Annotated in this window: 19 protein-coding genes and 2 tRNA genes; 12 read left to right on the forward strand and 9 right to left on the reverse strand. The window is 40.8% G+C overall.

Annotated elements, in window-relative coordinates; translation table 11 throughout:
- Window positions 1–68: 68 nt before the first annotated feature.
- Window positions 69–443, reverse strand: coding sequence for a hypothetical protein (locus WH214_RS02395; RefSeq protein WP_339422039.1), 375 nt, complete (start codon window positions 441–443; stop codon window positions 69–71).
- Window positions 444–604: 161 nt separating this feature from the next.
- The gene (gene tenA / locus WH214_RS02400; protein ID WP_004691671.1) at window positions 605–1,279 is read right to left on the reverse strand and encodes a thiaminase II; all 675 of its coding nucleotides are present in this window, start codon (window positions 1,277–1,279) and stop codon (window positions 605–607) included.
- 210 nt (window positions 1,280–1,489) lie between these two features.
- On the opposite strand from tenA, the gene WH214_RS02405 reads away from it, so the two are divergent.
- The 3 genes from WH214_RS02405 to ssb all read left to right on the forward strand — a co-directional run bounded on the left by WH214_RS02405 (window position 1,490) and on the right by ssb (window position 4,729).
- Window positions 1,490–2,569, forward strand: a complete 1,080-nt coding sequence (locus WH214_RS02405) for a DUF475 domain-containing protein (RefSeq protein WP_058870674.1) — start codon at window positions 1,490–1,492, stop codon at window positions 2,567–2,569.
- Window positions 2,570–2,728: 159 nt separating this feature from the next.
- Window positions 2,729–4,093 carry an MFS transporter gene (locus WH214_RS02410; protein ID WP_004978200.1) on the forward strand — a complete coding sequence of 455 codons (1,365 nt, stop codon included), beginning with the start codon at window positions 2,729–2,731 and terminating at the stop codon, window positions 4,091–4,093.
- A gap of 51 nt (window positions 4,094–4,144) precedes the next feature.
- Window positions 4,145–4,729, forward strand: coding sequence for a single-stranded DNA-binding protein (gene ssb / locus WH214_RS02415; RefSeq protein ID WP_004691666.1), 585 nt, complete (start codon window positions 4,145–4,147; stop codon window positions 4,727–4,729).
- 208 nt (window positions 4,730–4,937) lie between these two features.
- Here ssb and WH214_RS02420 read toward each other — a convergent pair whose 3' ends face one another.
- On the reverse strand, window positions 4,938–6,356 hold the full coding sequence (locus WH214_RS02420; RefSeq protein WP_339422040.1) for an aspartate ammonia-lyase: 1,419 nt from the start codon (window positions 6,354–6,356) through the stop codon (window positions 4,938–4,940).
- Window positions 6,357–6,490: 134 nt separating this feature from the next.
- On the opposite strand from WH214_RS02420, the gene WH214_RS02425 reads away from it, so the two are divergent.
- Window positions 6,491–7,381, forward strand: a complete 891-nt coding sequence (locus WH214_RS02425; protein WP_130235116.1) for a LysR substrate-binding domain-containing protein — start codon at window positions 6,491–6,493, stop codon at window positions 7,379–7,381.
- Window positions 7,382–7,516: 135 nt separating this feature from the next.
- On the opposite strand, the gene WH214_RS02430 is transcribed toward WH214_RS02425, so the two are convergent.
- On the reverse strand, window positions 7,517–8,815 hold the full coding sequence (locus WH214_RS02430) for a dicarboxylate/amino acid:cation symporter (RefSeq protein ID WP_339422041.1): 1,299 nt from the start codon (window positions 8,813–8,815) through the stop codon (window positions 7,517–7,519).
- Window positions 8,816–9,712: 897 nt separating this feature from the next.
- Here WH214_RS02430 and WH214_RS02435 point away from each other — a divergent pair.
- The 4 genes from WH214_RS02435 to ahpC all read left to right on the forward strand — a co-directional run bounded on the left by WH214_RS02435 (window position 9,713) and on the right by ahpC (window position 13,206).
- Window positions 9,713–10,705, forward strand: a complete 993-nt coding sequence (locus WH214_RS02435) for a DUF1852 domain-containing protein (protein ID WP_339422042.1) — start codon at window positions 9,713–9,715, stop codon at window positions 10,703–10,705.
- A 36-nt stretch (window positions 10,706–10,741) separates the two neighbouring features.
- Complete coding sequence (locus tag WH214_RS02440) at window positions 10,742–11,788, forward strand: methionine synthase (protein ID WP_339422043.1); 1,047 nt, start codon at window positions 10,742–10,744, stop codon at window positions 11,786–11,788.
- An 84-nt stretch (window positions 11,789–11,872) separates the two neighbouring features.
- Complete coding sequence (locus WH214_RS02445) at window positions 11,873–12,364, forward strand: flavin reductase (protein WP_339422965.1); 492 nt, start codon at window positions 11,873–11,875, stop codon at window positions 12,362–12,364.
- Between the two features lie 278 nt (window positions 12,365–12,642).
- On the forward strand, window positions 12,643–13,206 hold the full coding sequence (ahpC, locus tag WH214_RS02450) for an alkyl hydroperoxide reductase subunit C (RefSeq protein WP_078390306.1): 564 nt from the start codon (window positions 12,643–12,645) through the stop codon (window positions 13,204–13,206).
- 98 nt (window positions 13,207–13,304) lie between these two features.
- On the opposite strand, the gene WH214_RS02455 is transcribed toward ahpC, so the two are convergent.
- Both WH214_RS02455 and ycaC read right to left on the reverse strand, forming a co-directional pair.
- On the reverse strand, window positions 13,305–14,228 hold the full coding sequence (locus WH214_RS02455) for a LysR substrate-binding domain-containing protein (protein ID WP_339422044.1): 924 nt from the start codon (window positions 14,226–14,228) through the stop codon (window positions 13,305–13,307).
- 127 nt (window positions 14,229–14,355) lie between these two features.
- Window positions 14,356–14,982, reverse strand: coding sequence for an isochorismate family cysteine hydrolase YcaC (gene ycaC / locus WH214_RS02460; protein ID WP_004691629.1), 627 nt, complete (start codon window positions 14,980–14,982; stop codon window positions 14,356–14,358).
- A 332-nt stretch (window positions 14,983–15,314) separates the two neighbouring features.
- Between ycaC and WH214_RS02465 the strand changes: the two genes are divergently transcribed.
- From WH214_RS02465 to WH214_RS02475, 3 genes are all read left to right on the forward strand, one after another.
- Entirely contained in the window at window positions 15,315–16,196 is an 882-nt protein-coding gene (locus WH214_RS02465) for a pirin family protein (protein ID WP_339422045.1), read from the forward strand.
- Window positions 16,197–16,610: 414 nt separating this feature from the next.
- Entirely contained in the window at window positions 16,611–17,909 is a 1,299-nt protein-coding gene (locus WH214_RS02470) for an FAD-dependent oxidoreductase (RefSeq protein ID WP_004978178.1), read from the forward strand.
- Between the two features lie 3 nt (window positions 17,910–17,912).
- The gene (locus WH214_RS02475) at window positions 17,913–18,743 is read left to right on the forward strand and encodes an SAM-dependent methyltransferase (protein WP_339422046.1); all 831 of its coding nucleotides are present in this window, start codon (window positions 17,913–17,915) and stop codon (window positions 18,741–18,743) included.
- Window positions 18,744–18,810: 67 nt separating this feature from the next.
- On the opposite strand, the gene WH214_RS02480 is transcribed toward WH214_RS02475, so the two are convergent.
- The 3 genes from WH214_RS02480 to WH214_RS02490 all read right to left on the reverse strand — a co-directional run bounded on the left by WH214_RS02480 (window position 18,811) and on the right by WH214_RS02490 (window position 19,695).
- Window positions 18,811–18,886 (reverse strand) — tRNA-Thr (locus WH214_RS02480).
- A 177-nt stretch (window positions 18,887–19,063) separates the two neighbouring features.
- Window positions 19,064–19,291: a hypothetical protein gene (locus WH214_RS02485; protein ID WP_004691623.1), complete on the reverse strand. Its 228-nt coding sequence runs from the start codon at window positions 19,289–19,291 to the stop codon at window positions 19,064–19,066.
- Window positions 19,292–19,604: 313 nt separating this feature from the next.
- Window positions 19,605–19,695 (reverse strand) — tRNA-Ser (locus WH214_RS02490).
- A gap of 121 nt (window positions 19,696–19,816) precedes the next feature.
- On the opposite strand from WH214_RS02490, the gene WH214_RS02495 reads away from it, so the two are divergent.
- Complete coding sequence (locus WH214_RS02495) at window positions 19,817–21,694, forward strand: potassium transporter Kup (RefSeq protein WP_339422047.1); 1,878 nt, start codon at window positions 19,817–19,819, stop codon at window positions 21,692–21,694.
- Window positions 21,695–21,708 lie beyond the last annotated feature (14 nt).

Here is a 21,708-nt window from a genome sequence, read left to right on the forward strand (position 1 = left end):
ATCATGGCTGTACTATTTTTTGTTTGCCGTACGCCTTCAGGGATAGAGTATTGTCATGGTTGCAGTATTTAGCATGCTAGCGCATAACGACGTTCAAAGATTGAATCGAGCGTCTCAAAAGCAAAGGGACGGATAATGTCATGATGGAGACGGGCATAGAAATTGACTTCATGCTCAAGAGTTTGTAAGAAGGCGTTGTAGTCATCTTCAAAGTCTGGCAGGTCGAGTAAGTCTTGTTCTCGACTTAAAACACAATGATATTTTTTAATAAAAGCCAACATCAATTTTTGAATATGTGGATTGGTATAATAAATGAGGTAGGTCGCGGCAGAACCGCAGTGTAAACAGCCTTTTTCAAGGTATATTTCTTCGTTATTTAGCCAGCAGCATTGTACGGTAAAAAATGCACGAATGGCTTCAGTACCTAGAGTATCAGGATGCATGAGAACGGCCCTCGAAAGTTAATTATGCAAATGATAATTATTATCATTATTAAAGTTTAGTTTTAAATGCTTAAAATAGCAATCGCGCCATCTGAAAAAATACGATATTCGGTTAATAAAAAGCCCTGAAGGGTTCAGGGCTTTTTGGATCATGTACGCTTTTAAGCGTGATCTAAACCGAGCCATTGTTGCTGTTTATAAGCGCTGTCCCAGAACAACCATTCGAGTTCAGCCCCTTTACGGTAGGCTTTATGCATTTTCTCAATGGTGTCTGCATCGCAACGCGCAGCCACTTTATCGATGGTTGCAATTACATTACGCACCGCTTGGTTGAACTCTTCACCTGCGTAAGTATCGATCCAGGCTTGGTATGGATTGTTGGCGATAGAGTTACCCACAATGTCTTTACCGACTTCAGCATAAATCCAAAAACAAGGTAAGAGCGCTGCTAACACCACAGGGTAGCTTTCAGACCATGCTGTTGCCGTTAGAAATGAAGTGTAATGGTGACATGCCAAAGTCAGAGGTGTTTCTTCAAACTGTTGTTTTGAAATATCAAAATTTTTCATAAAGCCATCATGCAAACTGCGTTCCACCACAATCGCTTCTTTAGCCCCTTGGCTAAACTGAATAATGTCATCGGCCTCATAAGCTTTGGCACCACACACCGCTAAAGCACGACCATAAGCCACCAAGTAGTGTGCATCTTGAATCACATAATGACAAAACGCTTCTTTATTAAGTGTGCCTGAGGCCAATTCTTGGTTAAAAGGCAAGGCCAGTGTTTTTTGATATAAGTCGACATTACGTTGCCAAACGTCTTGAGAAAAAGCCATGATTAGATCCTGAGGGAAGCCAAAATATGGGCAAGACTATAACAACAGTTTGCTCGGAACAACAATCCATCTCCGTACATCGGTGAGATAAGTAAAAATTAACGAAGATGTTTTGGTTTCAGACTCAAAAAGCGTCATAATTGCGGCCATAAAACTCAACCTGTTTTTTAGTTTTCGTTCATCTCCAAATTTTTTATAGGTCGATCTGTCATGATGAAACATTTTGGTTTCTCTATCATTTTTACGATCGTGTGTCTTGCGTTGTCTGCGTACTGGGGTTTTACCCATGGACCAGAAGCGGGTTTAAAGACCATGTTTACTGCTTTGACCATTACTGCAATTTTAGCGGTGATGGAAGTCTCACTATCTTTCGATAATGCCGTAGTCAATGCATCCGTGTTACGTGGTTGGGATCATTTCTGGAAAACCTTGTTCCTGACTGTGGGTATTTTAGTCGCTGTATTTGGTATGCGTTTAATCTTCCCTGTCGCAATTGTGGCTGTAACTGCAGATATGGGCTTTGTTGAAGTCGTACAACTGGCTTTGAATGATCCAAAAACCTACTCGCAACGTCTGATGGATCATCACCCTGAAATTGCTGCGTTTGGTGGTGCATTCTTGTTACTCGTGTTCTTAAACTTCTTCTTAGATGAAGAGAAAGATACACACTGGTTCCGCTGGTTAGAACGTCGTTTGACCAACTTAGCCAATGTTCCTGCAATGTCGGTCTTCCTTGCACTGATTGCACTTTTGGTGATGGCGGCCAATGTCGATGAAGCTAAACGTCTGGTGGTGACCATGGCGGGAATTTGGGGCATCGTGGTTTATATTGGTGTACAAGTCTTAAGCCATTTGTTGGGCGGTGAACCTGAAGTTGATGAAGACGGCAATGCGGTTACGCATGATGCCAATGGCGCAACTACAGGCGTGGTCAAAGCAGGTATCGGTGGTTTCTTATACCTAGAAGTACTTGATGCATCGTTCAGTTTTGACGGTGTAATTGGTGCATTTGCCATTACTTCAGATGTCGTAATTATTATGCTGGGTCTCGCGATTGGTGCGATCTTCGTGCGTTCGATGACCATTTACTTGGTCGAAAAAGGCACCTTGGATGCCTATGTCTTCCTTGAGCATGGCGCACACTACGCGATTGGTGCTTTAGCATTCATTATGCTGGCAAGTGGTACAGGTCTACATGTACCAGAAGTTGTCACGGGTTTAATTGGTGTAGCCTTTATTGTTTGGGCTGTTATTGCATCTATTCAATACAAAAAACATCAAGCCGCTTAAAGCAGATTGCTTTAAACCGAAGAAAAGCGCAGCTCAGGCTGCGCTTTTTGTTTTTCAGATCATGAAGGCTTTTATTAAACATAAAATTCATGCCGCTAGTCGGATTGAATAGCCTATAATCTTGATCCAAGATTAATTCAATACAGTCTGTCCTCGTTTATGATGAATGCTTTAGAACGTCGTTCAACTTTTGCCTTAAGCAGTATTTTTGCCTTACGCATGTTGGGTTTGTTCATGATCATCCCTGTATTTTCTGTGGCAGGGCAGACCTATGAATATGCAACACCTGCGTTGCTCGGTTTGGCTGTGGGGATTTATGGTTTAACACAGGCCATTTTACAGATTCCTTTCAGCTTGATTGCTGACCGTTATAGTCGTAAGCCTTTGGTGGTTTTTGGACTACTTCTGTTTGCTTTAGGTGGTGCAATTGCCGCGATGTCCGACACCATTTATGGGGTGATTATCGGCCGTGCCATTGCAGGTGGCGGAGCAGTGTCTGCAGTGGTGATGGCACTACTGGCGGATGTTACCCGTGAAGAAAACCGTATGAAAGCCATGGCAACCATGGGCATGAGTATCGGGGTTTCTTTTGCTGTCGCTTTTAGTTTGGGGCCGTGGCTTACCGGTTTAGTGGGGATTTCAGGATTATTCTGGGTAACGACTATCATGGGCTTGGCGGCCATTTCGATGCTGTTTTTGGTGCCAAAAGTCACCCGCCATCATCGTAATTATCAGCAAGGTTATTTGGCTCAGCTCAAACAAGTCTTAAAAATGGGTGATCTGAACCGTCTGCATGTGTCGGTGTTTAGCTTACATTTATTGCTGACAGCAATGTTTATTTATGTCCCATCACAGCTTATCGATTTTGCAAAAATTCCACTAAATTCGCATGGCTGGGTGTATTTACCGTTGTTGGTGATTAGCCTATTTTTTGCCTTTCCAAGTATTGTGTTGGCTGAAAAATATCGCAAAATGCGAGGCATCTTTTTAACTGCCATTGGCGGCATTATTTTAGGCTTAGGCATCCTAATTTTTGGCTTTGAGTCGAAGTATATTTTGCTGACAGGTTTGGGCTTATTCTTTATTGCCTTTAATGTCATGGAAGCGTTGTTGCCGTCATGGTTATCGAAAGCTGCACCGATTCAGTCCAAAGCGACTGCGATGGGCGTCAATGCTAGTAGCCAGTTTTTAGGCGCATTCTTTGGTGGTGTCACAGGTGGTCAGTTGTTGTTGTTAAACAATACTGCCTTGGGTTGGAGCATCCTGACTGGACTGGCGATTGTTTGGTTATTGATTAGTTTTGGCTTGGCACAACCACGTTATTTGTCTTCGATGGTATTGCGTTTACCTGAACATAAACAAACGGACGAATGGACTTCACAGCTTTTAGCGATTCGTGGTATTGAAGAGGTCGTGGTGATGTCTGATCAGCAAGTAGCGTATGTAAAAGTCGATAAGCAGCAAATAGATGATGCTACGCGACAAGATTTAACGCAGTTGTTGGGGAAAGAGGTAGCCATTTAAGCATAACTCTTATAAAGTAAATAATAGAAATAGATAGGAAGTAAACATCAGATGCGCGGTGTAAATAAAGTTATTTTAGTGGGCACATTAGGCCGAGATCCAGAGACGAAAACTTTTCCAAACGGTGGTTCGTTGACACAGTTTTCAATTGCAACGAGCGACTCTTGGACAGACAAAAGCACAGGTGAGCGTAAAGAGCAAACCGAATGGCACCGTATTGTGTTACACAACCGTCTAGGTGAAATTGCGCAACAATACTTACGTAAAGGTTCGAAAGTTTATATTGAGGGTTCACTGCGTACTCGTCAGTGGACAGATCAAAATGGTCAAGAACGCTACACAACGGAAATTCGTGGTGAGCAAATGCAGATGCTCGACAATAATCGTCAGCAAGGTGAGCAAATGCAAGGCGGAAATGATGGTTATGCACAACCACGTTTCAACAATAACCAAGGTGGTGGTTATAACAATAACAACAACCAAGGTGGTTATGGCGGCAATCCTGCAGCGGGTAATAGCAACAACCAACAAAGTGGTTATGCGAACAATAACCCAAGCGGTTTTGCACCAAAGGCGGCACCTCAGTCAGCGCCTGCGGCAGCACCAGCAGATATGGATGATGATCTTCCGTTCTGACTTGTGCAATAAGTAAATGTTGTATGAAGTAAAAAAGAACTTGATTTATATCAAGTTCTTTTTTATGACTAGGCAAATTTTGTATTTTAAAAAGAGCTTTATAGAATAAAAATGTTCAGCTAATACGAGTGACATAGCATACTTTTCCTTTCTATAAAAAAGGGACCTCTGATGAGATCCCTTTTTAAAAATACGAAATGCTAATAAATCATGATAAAGATTGCTGAGGATGAACCATATTTTTGATCGATAGCACATCAGCCAAAAGTTGGTCAGACAATAGGTTTTCAGCTTTAATTAAAGCCAATACACTTTGACCAGTTTCATTGGCTTGTTTTGCAATACGAGTCGTTGTTTCATAGCCCAAATATGGGTTGAGTGCAGTAATAATGCCGATTGAATTATCTACATTTGCCTGACAGTGTTCAGCATTGGCACGGATGTTTTCAATACATTTATGTTGGAACATTTGCATAGCTTTACCCAACAAATCGATCGACTCGAACAATTTAAAAGCAATTAGTGGCTCCATCGCATTGAGCTGTAACTGACCTGCTTCGGCCGCCAAAGTAATGGCCAAATCATTTGCAATGACTTGAAAACACACTAAATTCATTGCTTCTGGAATAACAGGGTTCACTTTGCCTGGCATAATTGAGCTGCCCGGTTGACGCGGTTCTAAATGGATTTCATTCAGACCTGTGCGAGGACCACTAGACAGCAAGCGCAGGTCATTGGCAATTTTTGAGAGTTTAGTCGCGGTACGTTTTAAGAAGCTCGATAATAAAACGAAATCACCCATATCTGAGGTTGCTTCGATTAAATCAGGTGAACTGCTGATCTGCTTTTGCGTAATTTCAGACAATGCTGCGATGGCATATTCACGATACTTAACTTCGGTATTGATGCCTGTTCCAATTGCCGTTCCGCCCAAATTTACAACACTTAAAGCAGACGGCATGATGTCATTGAGCTTGTTTAAATCATTTTGTAAGGTATTTGCAAATGCGCCAAATTCTTGACCCAAGGTCATTGGAACGGCATCTTGCAATTGGGTACGACCCATTTTTAAGATATGCGAAAACTCATCTGATTTATTCTTAAAACTTTGAATTAAATTTTGAAACGGGCTATTCAATTGCTCTATTGCAAAAATTAAACCCACTTTAATTGCTGTTGGATAGACATCATTGGTTGATTGAGACATATTAATATCATTATTTGGATGTAAATATTGATATTCTCCTTTTAAATGATCTAAATGTTCTAATCCAATATTAGCCAGTACTTCATTGATATTCATATTGGTGGATGTTCCCGCACCACCTTGAATCATATCAATTGGAAATTGGTCATGATACTTATAATTAATAATTTGTTCACATGCATACTGAATGGCATTGTATTTATTTTCTTCAAGTTTATTGAGTTTAAAATTGGCTTCTGCGCATGCAGCTTTAACCATTGCAAGGGCATTAATAAAAACAGGGAATTGATTTAGTTTATTTGGACTTAAATTAAAGTTCTCTAAAGCTCTTAAAGTTTGTACGCCATAATAGCAATGAGCAGGAATTTCTTTCTGTCCTAATAAATCCTTTTCAACGCGTGTGTTAATCTTAATGTTCATTTAAATAGACTCTAATCTCGAATAAACTGATATTAAAGTGCACACGGTTTTTTTTCTAATGTAAAAATATATTACTACATGCATTTTTTGCATAATAGATTATAATTGATCAAAGGATGAGTGAAGAATGAGTTATGACTTTAGAAATTCGATGGATTGAAGATTTACTTGCGTTAGAGCAAGAAAAATCGATATCTCAAGCAGCAGCTCTACGACATGTCACGCAGTCTGCCTTTACGCGCAGAATTCAGAATATTGAAAACTCACTTGGTTTCCAAATTTTGAAAAGATATAGTAAAAATATTGATTTCACAGAAGCAGGCCAAGTTTTACTGGCTTCGGCAAAAAACATACAAAATCAACTCACTACAACAATAAAATATTTAGAAAAGAATGTGAAACATGATGAGTTAACCGTCAAGTTTGCAGTGTCACACTCGCTCATTACCCAGTTTTTCCCCCGCTTTATTCATGAGTTATCGATGGATATGACGGACTTAAAATTGGAGATTATTGCCTCAAATTTCAAACAGGGGATGCGCTTATTAAAAGATGGCTCGTGTGATTTTTTAATCAGTTATTGTGATCAAAAGACATTAGAACAATTCGATCGTTCTTTATTCGAATTTCATAAAATTGTTGAAATGGAAATCCTCCCAGTGACGGCCTTAGATCATGACGGGACTGCCAAATATTCACTCGATCAGTCTTTTCCTTTGTTGTCTTATAGTAAACAAGCATATTTAAGAAACTGTGTGGATGAAGCGATTGAAAATAAGTTGGATTATAGAACTTTATATGAGACGGATAATGCTGGTGATTTAAAAGAGTTGGTGTTGCAAGGTTTGGGTGTGGCATGGCTGCCCAAATTATTGGTTGAAAGAGAAATTCAAGAAAATAAATTAAAAGTACTGGATGGTAATCAGTATTATTTATTTCAAGATGTCTATCTGGTTAAGCGTGAAATGTCATTTTCAAATCGAATTAATTATATTTGGAATATTTTAATTCAGAAAAATAAATAATTGGATTTTATGAATTATTTTAGTTAATCATTGTGAAAAATATTGTTAATAATAAATATGGTGATTTTATGAATAGTAAATAAAGGACTTTACTTACTATTTAAAAATCACCTTTTATTTTCTCTATAAATAATTTTAACTATTATCGGCCAATTGGTTTGCGGGAGGAAGGTTGTTCACCATGATACCTTCTTGCTCCGTAAGCTCATCTTTATTGCCCTCAGTACGTGCAATCACGGCAGTTGCAATACTATTTCCAATCACATTGGTTGCCGTACGGCCCATATCTAAAAACTGATCAATCGCTAAAATTAATAGAATACCGGCTTCAGGAAGCTTGAACATAGCCAGTGTTGAGGCAATCACCACAATGGATGCCCGTGAAACACCTGCAATTCCTTTACTCGTAATCATGAGGGTAAAGAGTATGAGCGCTTGCTGAGAAAAACTTAAATCAATGTTGTAGGCTTGTGCAATAAACAACACGGCAAATGCCATATACATCATCGATCCGTCGAGGTTGAAAGAATAACCTAAAGGGAGAACGAAACTGGTAATACGTTTAGGCACACCGAATTTATCCAAAGCTTCCATGGTTTTTGGATAAGCCGATTCACTACTTGCGGTGGCAAATGCCAACATGGTGGGTTCACGCACAATTCGCATCAATCTAAAAATGTCTTTTTTCAAGAAGATATAGCCGAATGCAATCAGGAGAGTCCAAAGCACCAGTAATCCCACATAGAACTGTCCAATGAAAATACTATAATCGATAATCAGTTTAGGGCCTTGGATAGTAATCGCGGAAGCAATGGCAGCAAAAACGGCAATAGGGGCAAATGCCATGACATAATCTGTAATTCGGAACATGACCTTGCAGAGTTCATCAATTATTTTGCCAATGACGGTCACTTCACTTTGATGTTGAACATAGGCCAGTGCAGAACCAAAGAAAATTGAAAAAACCAAAATCTGTAATATCTCATTATTGGCCATGGCTTCAGCAAAACTACGCGGGAAGATATGCGTAATGAAGCTTTCTAAGCTCAGACTTGTCGCACTGACACCGATATCAACCGCTGTTTGAGGGACGGTGAGATTCATCCCAGCGCCAGGTTGGAATAAATTGGCTAAGCCCATGCCCAGTAAAAGTGAAATAAATGATGCACCAATGAACCAACTCATGGCCTTTAAGGTAATTGATCCCAAAGAAGAAGATTTTCCCATCGAGACAAGACCGGAAACGATTGTTGCAAACACTAAGGGTGCAATAATCATTTTAATTAATCTTAAGAATACATCGGTCACAATTTTAAAATAGGCGGCAAGTTCTGTGGTTTGTGCAGTTGTTAAAGTGCTATGAAAGGCCCAACCAATCAGTATTCCTGAGATCATGGCAATCAGAATATATTTCAGTAATTTCTTCTGCTTCATACTTATCGTTCCTTCTTTAATCTTCTTTTCATCAACTTTTGGCCTGATATAGCAAGGCATTGATGACATTCCATGTTGATCAATTTATATAGGCATTGCTTTAGATATTGAGTGCTAAATCGTCGATTGGGGATTTAACTGTGGCAAGTGTTACTTTTTTTTAAAAAAAACGACAATGCAATTTTTAATTCAGTTATGCAAAAAATGCATGAGATGATTCTTTAGTTTTACTTGATATAGGTGAGCTGTTCTTAATATAACGACCGAATGTTTGTTTTTTTAATTCTGATTGGTGATAGGAAAGATATTAAATTTCCTGATTCTGTGAGGAAGAGCCAAGGTCAGAAAGCGAAGTCAAAGTTAATGAATGCACGAACTCAAAACCAAGCTTTCGCTCATAATTTTCCCACGGACAAAACCATTGAATTGCCCGTTTTATCTAATATTTTAATAATCAGCTCATGAATTTAAGTTGCTGATATAAATAGATAATTAAAATAGAGAGGTAGCGTGTTGATGACGTTGATTTAGCAATATCATGACTTTTCACAGCTCATGCACAAGGGCTTGATGTTTTCATTCTTTCCTTTCGTACATCCACAAAAAATTATCTATGCGCAATTCATTGTTAAAGCGACAGAATTTCTAAACATGAATTTAGTTCACTTTTGTGTGAGATTAAATCATTTTTATTCATGTGATCATTCAGGTATAAATTAAACCACGCTCTTAACGATAGATCATATTCATCGTTGCTTCTTAGCCTGACGATCAGAAAAAAGCTGAGAAAGCTGGAAAGACGATTCGCTAGAAAGATCCAAAAAGAAAATTGGACAGTCTAGAAAGAGCATGAAAGAAATTCAGTTTTATCGCAGAAATATAGGGTAACAGATCGCCATGAGTACAGAGTTTGCATGTTCAATTAAACGCATTCGTTTTGATGAAAACTATCAACCAGCAGATAACACACGTCTAACGACGAACTTCGCTAACTTGGCGCGCGGTGAAAGTCGTGAGCAGAATCTACGTAATACACTTCGTATGATTAATAATCGTTTCAATGCCTTAGCACAAACAGATAACCCGAATGGTGATCGTTATTCGCTTGAAATCGATATTATTTCTGCAAATTTAGACATTGAGGGGAATGGTCAAACTTTCCCAATTATTGAAATGTTGAAAAGCACGATTAATGATCATCATACCCATCAGCGTATTGAAGGCATGATTGGCAATAGCTTCTCGTCTTATGTACGTGACTACGATTTTAGCGTGGTGCTGAAAGAACATAATAAAGAGAATTCGACGTCGTATGCACCTGAAGGTTTTGGTGATCTACATGGCAAGCTGTATCAATATTTGGTGAACTCAGAGACGTTTAAAGCAGAGTTTAATCAACAGCCTGTGATTTGTTTGAGTGTTTCAACGGCGAAGAAGTATCACCGTACAGCCAATGAGCATCCTGTTCTAGGTGTTGAGTATAAACAAGATGAATACTCACGTACCGATGAGTATTTCCATAAAATGGGCTTACAGGTTCGCTTCTTTATGCCGAAAGGTAGCGCTGCACCTTTAGCATTCTATTTTGCGGGTGATTTACTGCGTGATTACACCGATTTTGAACTGATCAGTGCGATTAGCACCATGGAAACCTTCCAAAAGATTTATCGCCCTGAAATTTACAATGCAAATTCATCAGCGTCCCAAGTCTATCAGGCCAGCCTAGAGTATCCAGATTACTCCTTGACACAAATTGTCTATGACCGTGTTGAACGTGGTCAGCTCGCGGTTAAGCAAGGTAAATGGACGGAAGAGAACTTTATTAAGCCTTATCAAGACATCCTTGAACAATGGGCTGCGAATTATACCGTAGAAAGCAACGCTGCTTAATTTAACTGAAATAGAATATTGAAATAGAGATTTAAAATGGCCATTTTATTACCAACATCAACTGCGGGCAGTTTGCCGAAACCTTCTTGGCTTGCTGAGCCTGAGAAACTTTGGTCACCTTGGAAATTAGAGGGTGAGGCATTACTTGAAGCAAAACAAGATGCTTTACGTTTGTCATTACAAGAGCAACAACATGCAGGGATTGATATCGTCAGTGATGGCGAACAAACCCGCCAACATTTTGTCACCACCTTTATTGAACATCTGGATGGCGTTGATTTTGAGAAACGCGAAACGGTTCGTATCCGTAATCGTTATGATGCGAGCGTACCCTCAGTAGTAGGTGCAGTAAGCCGTCAAAAGCCTGTTTTTGTTGAAGATGCTAAGTTTTTACGCAGCCAAACCACGCAACCGATTAAATGGGCGCTGCCTGGCCCGATGACCATGATTGACACGTTGTATGATGGTCACTACAAAAGCCGTGAAAAACTGGCTTGGGAATTTGCCAAAATTCTCAATCAAGAAGCACGTGAGTTAGAAGCTGCTGGCGTGGATATTATTCAGTTCGATGAACCTGCATTTAATGTGTTCTTTGATGAAGTGAATGATTGGGGTGTTGCAACGCTTGAGCGCGCACTTGAAGGTTTGAAATGTGAAACTGCGGTTCATATTTGTTATGGCTATGGTATCAAAGCCAATACAGATTGGAAAAAGACCTTGGGTTCAGAGTGGCGTCAATACGAAGAAGCATTCCCTAAACTGCAACAATCTAAAGTTGATATCATCTCACTTGAATGTCAAAACTCACGTGTGCCAATGGATCTGATTGAACTGATTCGCGGTAAAAAAGTCATGGTCGGTGCGATTGATGTGGCAACCAACACCATTGAAACGCCTGAAGAAGTTGCGAATACGCTACGTAAAGCACTCCAGTTTGTCGATGCAGATAAGCTTTATCCATCTACCAACTGTGGTATGGCTCCTTTAGCACGTGAAGTAGCACGTGGTAAGCTGAATGCCTTAAGCGCAGGTGCAGAAATTATTCGTAAAGAACTTTCGGCTTCATACGCAGCAAGCGCGTGATGTGAAAGGGCTATCCATTTGATCAGAAATGGGTAGCTTTTATCTGAGTCAAAGCATGTGTCCGTTCTACTGAGGAATAAAATGATGATTGAAGCAACAGACTTTAGAGATGCAATGTCTTTGTTAACCAGTGCAGTGAGTGTCGTAACTACGGCAGGCATGGCTGATCGTCATGGATTCACAGCATCTGCCGTATGCAGTGTGACGGATACACCACCGACATTATTGGTCTGTATGAATAAAGCATCGCGTTCACATGCACATTTTGTCGATAATAAAATCCTCACTGTGAATGTGTTGGGCGCACAACATCAGCATATTTCGAATGTCTTTGCATCTAAAATGACGTCTGAAGAGCGTTTTAAACATGGTATTTGGACAGAGCTAGAAACGGGCGCGCCTGTTTTAAAGGATGCTTTAGTCAATTTTGACTGTGAAATTGATGACATTCAAGAAGTGGGAACACATACGGTTTTTATGTGCCGTATTGTCGCGATTCAACAAAGCCAGCATGAGCAAAGTTTGGTTTATTTTAATCGTGCTTATCATCAGGTCGGGCAGACCGAAACGGCTTAAATTCACTTTGTATTGAACATCAACGCTTGGAAATGCCCTCCCAAATCATAGATTTTCCTCGGCTTGACTCTAGATTTGACTGTATTGAGCCCATTTGAAAAATCGAAAGGTTTTCATTTAGACCACAAGATGGTGAAAATCGGGCAACAGTGTCGGGAAATAATAAATCTAAAAATCCGATAGAAATAATAAAAACTTACTGTTTTACCAATTTTGAATTTGTGCGTATTCTCGCTTCATCACTTAAGCACTCTCACAAATCTTTTGAGGACAAATACATGAGTTTAATCAATACTGAAGTTAAGGCGTTTAATGCAACAGCTTACCAAAATGGTGAGTTCATTGAGTTGTCTGAGCAAAACTTAAAAGGCCGATGGTCTGTCGTATTTTTCTATCCTGCTGATTTCACCTTTGTGTGTCCAACAGAATTGGGCGATTTAGCTGATCACTATGCTGAATTTCAAAAACTCGGTGTGGAAATTTATGGTGTATCGACTGATACCCACTTTACTCATAAAGCATGGCACGACACGTCAGATGTGATTGGTAAAATTCAGTATCCATTGATTGGCGATCCAACCTGGACTTTGTCTAAAAACTTTGACGTGCTGATTGAAACTGAAGGTCTAGCAGACCGTGGTACTTTTGTGATTGATCCTGAAGGTAAAATTCAAATTATTGAAATTAATGCTGGCGGTATTGGTCGCGATGCGTCTGAACTATTACGCAAAGTGAAAGCAGCACAATATGTACATGCGCACCCAGGCGAAGTATGTCCTGCAAAATGGAAAGAAGGCGAAGCAACCCTTGCGCCGTCAATAGACTTGGTTGGTAAAATCTAAACCCATCTCGATAGTTGCATTGTGTTGAGTCATGAGCATGATGCCTGTACAAAATCAGCCCAAGTGGCTGATTTTTTTTATGTGGGTTCTTTTCGGTTCTAGAGATGGTAACCCTTGTTGGTACTGGCAAAGTCTCTTAAACCCTGAATCAAATGCTCAATCAGTTTTTCCATGACCAAACGTTGTCCTTTACGTGAAGCATAGACCAACTGTACGGTTCCAATATTGGAACACCAGTCAGGCAAAATGTGAATCAGGCGACCTGAAGCAATATCTGCCTCTACCGTTAAGTAAGGCAGGTTGGCAATGCCGAGTCCATCCAGAGCCGAGTAATACACGCCTGCGACATCATTACTTTTGACCCGTGGTTCTAAAGGAATCACGATCTGTTCATCACTCTGGGTATGATGCAATAACCATTGATAATCAGACTTTTGTACCCCCAGTACGAGCGTCGGAAAGTCATTCAGCTCGGTGGCAAATTGAATTTCACGGCCCTGTAACAGATCAGGACTGGCCACCAAACAATGCGTGGTTTTGACCACATCACGGACCACAATGCTCGAGTCTTCATTGGCGCTAAAATTGGTCCGAATGGCAAGATCAATGTCATCATGCAAGACATCGACACGACGGCTGGTCAGCTCCATTTCCACTTGGACTTTGGGATATTGTTTTAAAAAATGATTGAGTAAACTTCGCACTTGATAGCGCATCATCACAGAAGGGCAGCTGATCTTGATTAAACCTTGCGGTTCACTTTTCTGTTTCAGTAAAACATTGTGTGCACTTTCGACTTGCTGAATGATTTGACGACATTCTTCAAACAGCTCTTGTCCCAAAGGGGTGACTTTAAAATGTCGTGTTGAACGCTGAATCAGGGTCACGTTGTACTTGGCTTCAAGGTCTAAAATGCGGCGACTAAGCTTAGACTTGGTGATGTTCGAGGCATCGCTTGCAGCACTGAAACCGCCGTGTTTGACCACAAGATAAAAATAATAATAGTCGTCAAATGAATGCATGATGGGTTCAAGCCTGTATTGATTTTTGACCGAAGGCAGTCTGTGGTGGATGATCTGATACTGTATCATCGCTAACGATTGCGCACGACAAAAAAGCGATCCGAAGATCGCTTGTGCTGAGGTCTGATTATTTTTGTGCTGTATTTTTGCTATAGCTTTGAATCAGGTTTTTATAGTCTGGAATATGCGCTGCAAAGAGTGAACCGAGGCCTTCAATATCATTACGCCAGTCGCGGTGTAATTCGCAAGCTGCACCAAACCATGACATCAGCTGTGCGCCTGCCTGAGACATACGATCCCATGCTGCATCACGGGTGATGGGGTTAAAGGTTCCCGATGCATCGGTAATCACAAAGACATCAAACTCTTCTTCCAGTGCCGACAGTGCAGGGAAGGCCACACAGACTTCAGTTACTACACCCGCAATAATCAATTGTTTTTTACCTGTGGCTTTTACGGCTTGAACAAAGTCTTCATTGTCCCATGCGTTGATTTGCCCTGGGCGTGCAATATAGGGTGCATCGGGGAACATTTCGACCAATTCAGGGACCAAAGGGCCGTTTGGACCCTCTTCAAAACTAGTGGTCAGAATGGTGGGAAGATTAAAATATTTCGCGGCAGCAGCCAGTGCCAGCACATTGTTTTTAAATTTGTCTGGGTCAATGTCACGGACCAATGAAAGGAGACCCGCTTGGTGGTCAACCAAAAGAACCGCTGCATTATCTTTGTCTAAACGAATATAAGGTTTCGCCATTTTTCTGTCCTCGTTGTGATTATCAGTCGAGTCTCAAGGCCATCAGTAAGAAGGTTAGTGCCTTGAGCTTGAACATCATCATAGGTAGGAAAATGAGACAATAAAATAAGCCAAACGAGATGCTTAATCTTAAAAATAGGAAAATTTGAGCAAAAATATGCCATAAAAATAAATAATGGCTTTGTTTTTAAATTGGTTTTTATGCAGGTGAGATGATTTTAACGAGATTGTCCTATTCGTGTGATTGTGTGTACTAGCGCAGTGCTATAAGACGGCTGAGGAAAGGGGTAGTATAGATTGCATATTCATCCTATCGATATAGGAGTTCCAAGATGAAAAAAGTAATCGGTGTTTATCGTAATCAAGACATGCATTGGGTGGGTGATGGTTTTCCTGTCAAAAACCTCTTCTCATATGACCGCTTAGGACAAGCGATTAGTCCGTTTCTACTTTTGGACTATGCTGCACCTTACAAATTTGATCCAACCACATCGCAACGTGGTGTGGGTTCACACCCGCATCGTGGCTTTGAAACAGTCACCATAGCCTATAGTGGTGAAGTGACGCACAAAGACTCTAGCGGCGGCGGCGGTACCATCAATACTGGCGATGTACAGTGGATGACTGCAGGTTCTGGTGTGGTACATGAAGAGTTTCATTCTCCAGCCTTTGCTGAGCATGGTGGTCTGTTTGAAATGGTGCAGCTTTGGGTGAATTTGCCAGCCAAAGATAAAATGACTACACCACGTTATCAAGCTTTGACTGTGGCGGATATCCCACGTATTGAAATGGATGATAATGCTGGACATCTCCGCGTGATTGCGGGTGAGTTTGGTGGTCATCATGGCCCTGCTCAAACGTATAGCCCCGTCAATGTTTGGGATGGTGAATTAAAAGCAGAGTATGAAACTTTTATCCATGTGCCTGTCACGCATAACGCGATTGTGGTGGTGCTCAGTGGTGAAGTGTTGATTAATGGCACGCAAAAAGTGGTGGATAGTTCGATTGTGATGTTTGCTCAAGATGGCGAAGCTGCAATTCAACTACAAGCGCTGCAAGACACTAAGTTCTTGGTGTTGACTGGTGAACCACTAAATGAGCCAATTCAAGGTTATGGTCCATTTGTGATGAACAGCAAGCAAGAAATTGTGCAAGCCTTTGACGATTTTAATCGTGGCAAGTTTGGTGAAATCCCTGTTGCTGTGGTGGACTAAAATCTTGTCGCTAAAAAGAAGAAATCCCTACTCGGTCAAGGGTAGGGATTTTTTAGGCGCTGTAGTCTTCTTGTTTTGCATAGTTGGTCATGAATTATTATGTGATGTAATTATCGTTTTTATGCGGGGCGCATCTTAGCGCTTTTTCGCCAGTTTGTAAAACAGATGTTATAAAAATAGTTAATTTATATACTTTGTTTTTAAAAGGTTTATATTTTTATTTAAAATAAAATGTATAAAAAACCTGTGCTTATTTAAGTGGCTTTTTAGTGTAATGAAATGTAATTTAAGCAGATATCGTCCTACTGCTGCGGCACATGAAAAAATGTGATTCTGGTATTTTTTAATAGCCCTATTTTTTCGACATTAGGTCATAATTTCAGTCAATATAAGTCAGACTGACGGATCATAATTTTGGATATTGCAGTTATTGGTAGCGGCATGGCCGGTCTTGCTACCGCAAGAATTCTAAAGGATGCTGGGCATAATATTACTATTTTCGAAGCACTGACTGGGCGAGGAATGGATAGTCACAGTACAGAGTTTGAAGGTGGTCTGATTGATGCTCCGTTACGTGTCATGAACCCACACTTATGGAAAAACACCTTAAGTCTTGCGACTTATTTAGGCATTAAAACGTATCCAGTACGCACCTATATGGCGTGTAGTTGGTTGTTTGAAGACCGTACAGAAACATGGTTAACCACTACGCGTAGCCGCATTGGCAATTTCCCGATTATCAATAACCGCAAAGGCCTGCAGCAGTATGGATGGCGCTTGGTTAAAGGTATGTTGCAGCTTAAAACCGCGATTGCTAAATTCTTCAAATCTAAAGATCAAGACATTACCTTGGCTGAATTTATCAACCAGCATGACATTGAAGAAGTGTTTTGGCATGGCGCAGTAATGCCTGTGCTCTACACCATCTGTACCTGTAATCCAAAAACCATCGGCGAATGGCCAGCGAAACCGCTGTTGATCTTTTTACGTCAGTTGACGGATGGTGATGCTTTATTGCGTATACAAGGGGGAACACCTGCCTTGGTCGATAAATTGATTGAAAACATCAATATCCAAAGCGGATCTGCTATTAGTAAAGTCACTGAACAAGGTGACAAGGTTTTGGTTGAAAATAATAAGGGCGAACAGCAACTGTTTGACCGTGTAGTGGTGGCAACGCCAACCACAAAAATTGAAGAGTTTTTAGATCCTGTTCAGTTTGCAGATGATATTGCTCTGTTAAAACAGTTCCGTTTTGAGCAAGGTCAGCTGGTGATTCATACTGATCCTTCCGTGATGCCACCTAAGCGTAAAGACTGGTCGGTATTGAGCTATATGATGGACCGTAAGTTTACCCGTCAACAGTTTACGGTTTGGCTCAATTCAGTTGAACCAAGTCTGGTCGGTAAAAATGCCGTGTTCCAAACGTGGCAGCCTGTGACCGAGATTGACCCGAAAAAAGTGATTTCAACTGTAACTTTGACCCGTGCGGTGGTGGACTCGCAAACTGTGGCTTTGAATAAAGAGTTACAACAACGCCATAAGAGTGCTAACCGAAAAGTCTTCTTCTGTGGTTCATGGTCGTGCGATGGTCTGCCTATTTTAGAGTCTGCCGTCACTTCAGCAATGCATATTGCAGAAATTTTCGGTGCACCATTGCCGTTTGTTGGATTAAAACCTAAAGTTGAGGTTGCCCCACAACTCGGCTACTAAAGCATGAAATGGCTTCAAACCTTACAGCGACATCTGCCCAAACATAAATATGCAATTGATGCAAAACAATTGGGAGATCACGCTGTACTGGCTTGGAGCAATCTTGGCTATTGGGATGATGCAAGGTCATCCTATCCTGAGGCTTGCCAAACACTGGCAACGCATCTTGCTGATCGATTACAGCTAAAATCAAATGACCGTGTTTTAGACTTGGGCTGTGGACAGGGTGCAAGTCTATTGCTGTGGCAGCAGCATTACCATGTTCAGCAACTTTGTGCGGTTGAGTTACAAGCCGAATGTGTCCAGCGCATACAACACACTTTAAATTCAAAGATACACATCATTCAAACGTCATTTTTAAATTTAAATTCAAAGCTATTTTCAGCACCTTTTGATGTGGTGTTTTGCCTCGATGCCGCTTATCACAGTGATTTAAATTCATTTCTAAGATCAACTCATTCTGTTTTAAATTTAAAAGGGCGCATCGGTTTTCACTATCTGATGTTGAGTGATGCATTTTTGAATTTAAATCGTTTTGAGAAGCTTCAACTGAAAATGCTGTTAAAAGCAGCCGATGTTCATTTGGAACATCTTCAGTTAGAGACGAATTTGAAGCATTCGATAGAAGCGCAAGGCTATCAGCAGGTTGCTATTGAAGATTTATCAGATGCAGTTTTGGCGGGGTTTTCTCGTTATTATCATGTGCATTTAGTCCAACAGGCCGCTCAAAATTTGGATCATTTCAAAATTAAAATGACGGCTAAGCTCTGCCAAAAATTATTTGAACAGGGCATCGTGCGCTATGTTCAAATTACGGCAATGAAAGACATTTAAAATGAAATAAAAAACCAAAGGGCCAGAAACAACAAAGCCTCACTAAAAAGCGAGGCTAAGTATAAAATGGTGCCGGCACACGGATTCGAACTGTGGACCTACTGATTACAAGTCAGTTGCTCTACCAACTGAGCTATGCCGGCAACGTGGTGAGAATAATAGCGGATTTTATTGAAAACGCAAGCTAAAAAGTGAGCGATTGAAATGCACATGATTGTTTGTGCAAACTTCACCCACCAAAGGGTGGGTGAAAGCTAAGAATAAAATTCGGGGGCTGTGATGAAACTGTTTTTAAATAGGGTGAAGTGAAAACATGGAACTTATTTGCTCCTTAAAATTTGATCGAGGTCTTGGGCACATTCTTCCAACGTAAAAGCCATGTCGAGTTGCATTTGAGGTTTGAGTTCATTGGCCAGCGTTCTCCATTGTTCAATCAGACGAATTGCTTTTTGAATTTTATGTTTGTTGACATCCTTTGCAAGGGTTGGGGTATAACCGCCTCGTTTAGCGTTTTTAATTTGTTTGACATAATTGGTGCTGTTATTCATTCTGACTCCCGAATAGCAGTTTTATTGGTCAATTTAGTGTTTCGCTAGTTATATACCGCAAATGAATTGTGCTTCATAAACATTGCATCTAGATGATCATTGATGATTTATTTTAACCTCCCTTAGAAATTGTTTTAGCTCAAGTTTGAATCAGGTTCAAGTGTTTATTTTTGAATAAAAATTTCACTTTGTGGTGCAAATTATCCTGTTTTGTGAAGAGTCGTTTTTATGAAGCAGACTTTGTGCCAAGTCTAAATAAGAGTGTTCAGCATAAAAAAAGACCTTAATCTTCCGATTAAGGTCTTTAAAATTTTGGCGGTGAAAGAGGGATTCGAACCCTCGAAACGCTATAAACGTTTACACACTTTCCAGGCGTGCTCCTTCAGCCACTCGGACACTTCACCATGGCGGAGGATAATATCGAAAAACATAGCCATCGACAAGGTGAAACAATTGAATTCGAGCAAAAGTTTTAGCTCAATGATATGATTCGCAAAAATAGTGTCGATAATTGAAGACAAGCTTATGCAAAGTACTGCAAAAAAAGCCGCCTTGCCTGCGATGACCTTGGCAGCATTAGGGGTCGTGTTTGGGGATATTGGAACCAGTCCACTCTATGCATTGAAAGAATCCTTCCACGCTGCGCATGGCTTGGGCATCACCCCTGCAAACGTATTGGGTATTTTGTCCATTATCTTCTGGACCATGACCATGGTCATTACCATTAAATATTCTGCAATTGTCATGCGTGCAGATAACAATGGTGAAGGCGGGATTATGGCTTTGCTTGCACTCAATTTGCGCAATACCAATTTTAGCCATCGGAAAAAATTACTGTTAATTTCGATTGGCTTTATTGGGGCTTCACTATTTTTTGGGGATGGGATCATCACCCCAGCCATTTCAGTCTTATCTGCCGTAGAAGGCTTATCCATCGCAACCGATGCACTTGACCCTTATATTGTGCCGATTGCAATTAGTATCGTCACTGCTGTATTTGTCATGCAAAAGTATGGGACAGCCTTTGTCGGTAAGTTCTTTGGCCCACTGACCTTATTGTGGTTCTTCTCTCTCGGTATTCTTGGAATTTCGAGCATTATTCAAACGCCTTTGGTTTTGGGCATGCTGAGCCCACATTGGGCATTTCAGTTTATCGTGACCAACCCTTTAATGGCCTTTTTCATTATGGGTGCTGTAGTGTTGACCGTCACAGGTGGCGAAGCCCTGTACGCAGATATGGGACATTTTGGTCCTGTGCCGATTCGTTTGGCTTGGTTTATTGTGGTTTTGCCGTGTTTACTGCTTAATTATGCAGGACAAGGTGCATTGCTCTTGCGTGATCCGACTGCGATCGAAAATCCATTTTACCTGTTGGTGCCGGAGTGGGGCTTGTACCCAATGATCTTCTTGGCCACTATGGCCGCCGTTATTGCTTCACAGGCCGTAATTTCAGGCGTCTTCTCTTTAGCGCGTCAGGCCATTCAACTGGGCTATTTACCACGTTTAAATGTGAAACATACTTCAGACTCGGAACAGGGGCAGATTTATGTACCTTTATTGAACTGGATATTGTTGGCATCGATTATTGTCTTAATTTTAATCTTCCAAACCAGCTCACAGCTTTCGCATGCCTATGGTCTGGCGGTCACCATGACCATGTTGTGTGACACCTTATTGATTGCGGTATTTATTCGTTATACATGGAAATGGAGTATGCCAAAACTGGTGTTGCTGATTATTCCATTCCTTGTTTTAGATTTGGTCTTGGTGAGCGCGACCTCACTTAAAGTATTATCGGGCGGTTGGGTTCCATTGCTGATTGGCGGTATTGCATTCATGTTATTAATGACATGGAAACAAGGTCGCGAGTTAACTTTTGCCAAGCTTCAGCAAGATACGCTGCCACTCGATTTATTTGTACAAAGTATTGGTGATCAAGCCAATTGGGTTGAAGGCGAGGCCGTCTTTTTAACTGGAACACCAACCGTTGTGCCACATGCGATGTTGCACAATATGAAGCACAATAAAGTACTGCATCAAAAGAACATTATTCTCACCGTTAAAATTCAAGATGTTCCTTATGTGGAAGAGTCCAATCGCTTCCATGTCGAAACCATGAATCAGCATTTCTATCGTCTTGAATTGTACTATGGCTTTAAAGATGAAATGAACATTCCACAAGCACTTGAAGCGGTGTATCAAGCGATTGATTTGGAATATAACTTAATGCAGATCAGCTTCTTCGTATCGCGTGAACGGATTATCAGTACCGTGGGCGATGGTATGGCGCCGTGGCGTGAAAAGCTTTTTATCTCAATGCAAAGGAATACCAGTCCTGTGAGTGACTTCTATCAGATTCCACCAAACCGTGTGGTTGAACTCGGTAGTCAGATCGAGATTTAAAACATCAATAAAAA

The sequence above is a fragment of the Acinetobacter sp. MYb191 genome, assembly GCF_037572605.1.
GTDB classification, from domain to species: Bacteria; Pseudomonadota; Gammaproteobacteria; order Pseudomonadales; family Moraxellaceae; genus Acinetobacter; species Acinetobacter johnsonii.

What these genes read in the sequence shown, in the direction of transcription:
- WH214_RS02495 (WP_339422047.1), top strand. Translation starts at nt 19,817, where the DNA reads ATGCAAAGTACTGCAAAAAAAGCCGCCTTGCCTGCGATGACCTTGGCA.
- WH214_RS02440 (WP_339422043.1), top strand. Translation starts at nt 10,742, where the DNA reads ATGGCCATTTTATTACCAACATCAACTGCGGGCAGTTTGCCGAAACCT.
- WH214_RS02425 (WP_130235116.1), top strand. Translation starts at nt 6,491, where the DNA reads ATGACTTTAGAAATTCGATGGATTGAAGATTTACTTGCGTTAGAGCAA.
- ahpC (WP_078390306.1), top strand. Translation starts at nt 12,643, where the DNA reads ATGAGTTTAATCAATACTGAAGTTAAGGCGTTTAATGCAACAGCTTAC.
- WH214_RS02465 (WP_339422045.1), top strand. Translation starts at nt 15,315, where the DNA reads ATGAAAAAAGTAATCGGTGTTTATCGTAATCAAGACATGCATTGGGTG.
- WH214_RS02405 (WP_058870674.1), top strand. Translation starts at nt 1,490, where the DNA reads ATGATGAAACATTTTGGTTTCTCTATCATTTTTACGATCGTGTGTCTT.
- WH214_RS02430 (WP_339422041.1), bottom strand. Translation starts at nt 8,815, where the DNA reads ATGAAGCAGAAGAAATTACTGAAATATATTCTGATTGCCATGATCTCA.
- ycaC (WP_004691629.1), bottom strand. Translation starts at nt 14,982, where the DNA reads ATGGCGAAACCTTATATTCGTTTAGACAAAGATAATGCAGCGGTTCTT.
- ssb (WP_004691666.1), top strand. Translation starts at nt 4,145, where the DNA reads ATGCGCGGTGTAAATAAAGTTATTTTAGTGGGCACATTAGGCCGAGAT.
- tenA (WP_004691671.1), bottom strand. Translation starts at nt 1,279, where the DNA reads ATGGCTTTTTCTCAAGACGTTTGGCAACGTAATGTCGACTTATATCAA.
- WH214_RS02410 (WP_004978200.1), top strand. Translation starts at nt 2,729, where the DNA reads ATGATGAATGCTTTAGAACGTCGTTCAACTTTTGCCTTAAGCAGTATT.
- WH214_RS02420 (WP_339422040.1), bottom strand. Translation starts at nt 6,356, where the DNA reads ATGAACATTAAGATTAACACACGCGTTGAAAAGGATTTATTAGGACAG.
- WH214_RS02445 (WP_339422965.1), top strand. Translation starts at nt 11,873, where the DNA reads ATGATTGAAGCAACAGACTTTAGAGATGCAATGTCTTTGTTAACCAGT.
- WH214_RS02435 (WP_339422042.1), top strand. Translation starts at nt 9,713, where the DNA reads ATGAGTACAGAGTTTGCATGTTCAATTAAACGCATTCGTTTTGATGAA.
- WH214_RS02455 (WP_339422044.1), bottom strand. Translation starts at nt 14,228, where the DNA reads ATGCATTCATTTGACGACTATTATTATTTTTATCTTGTGGTCAAACAC.
- WH214_RS02395 (WP_339422039.1), bottom strand. Translation starts at nt 443, where the DNA reads ATGCATCCTGATACTCTAGGTACTGAAGCCATTCGTGCATTTTTTACC.
- WH214_RS02475 (WP_339422046.1), top strand. Translation starts at nt 17,913, where the DNA reads ATGAAATGGCTTCAAACCTTACAGCGACATCTGCCCAAACATAAATAT.
- WH214_RS02485 (WP_004691623.1), bottom strand. Translation starts at nt 19,291, where the DNA reads ATGAATAACAGCACCAATTATGTCAAACAAATTAAAAACGCTAAACGA.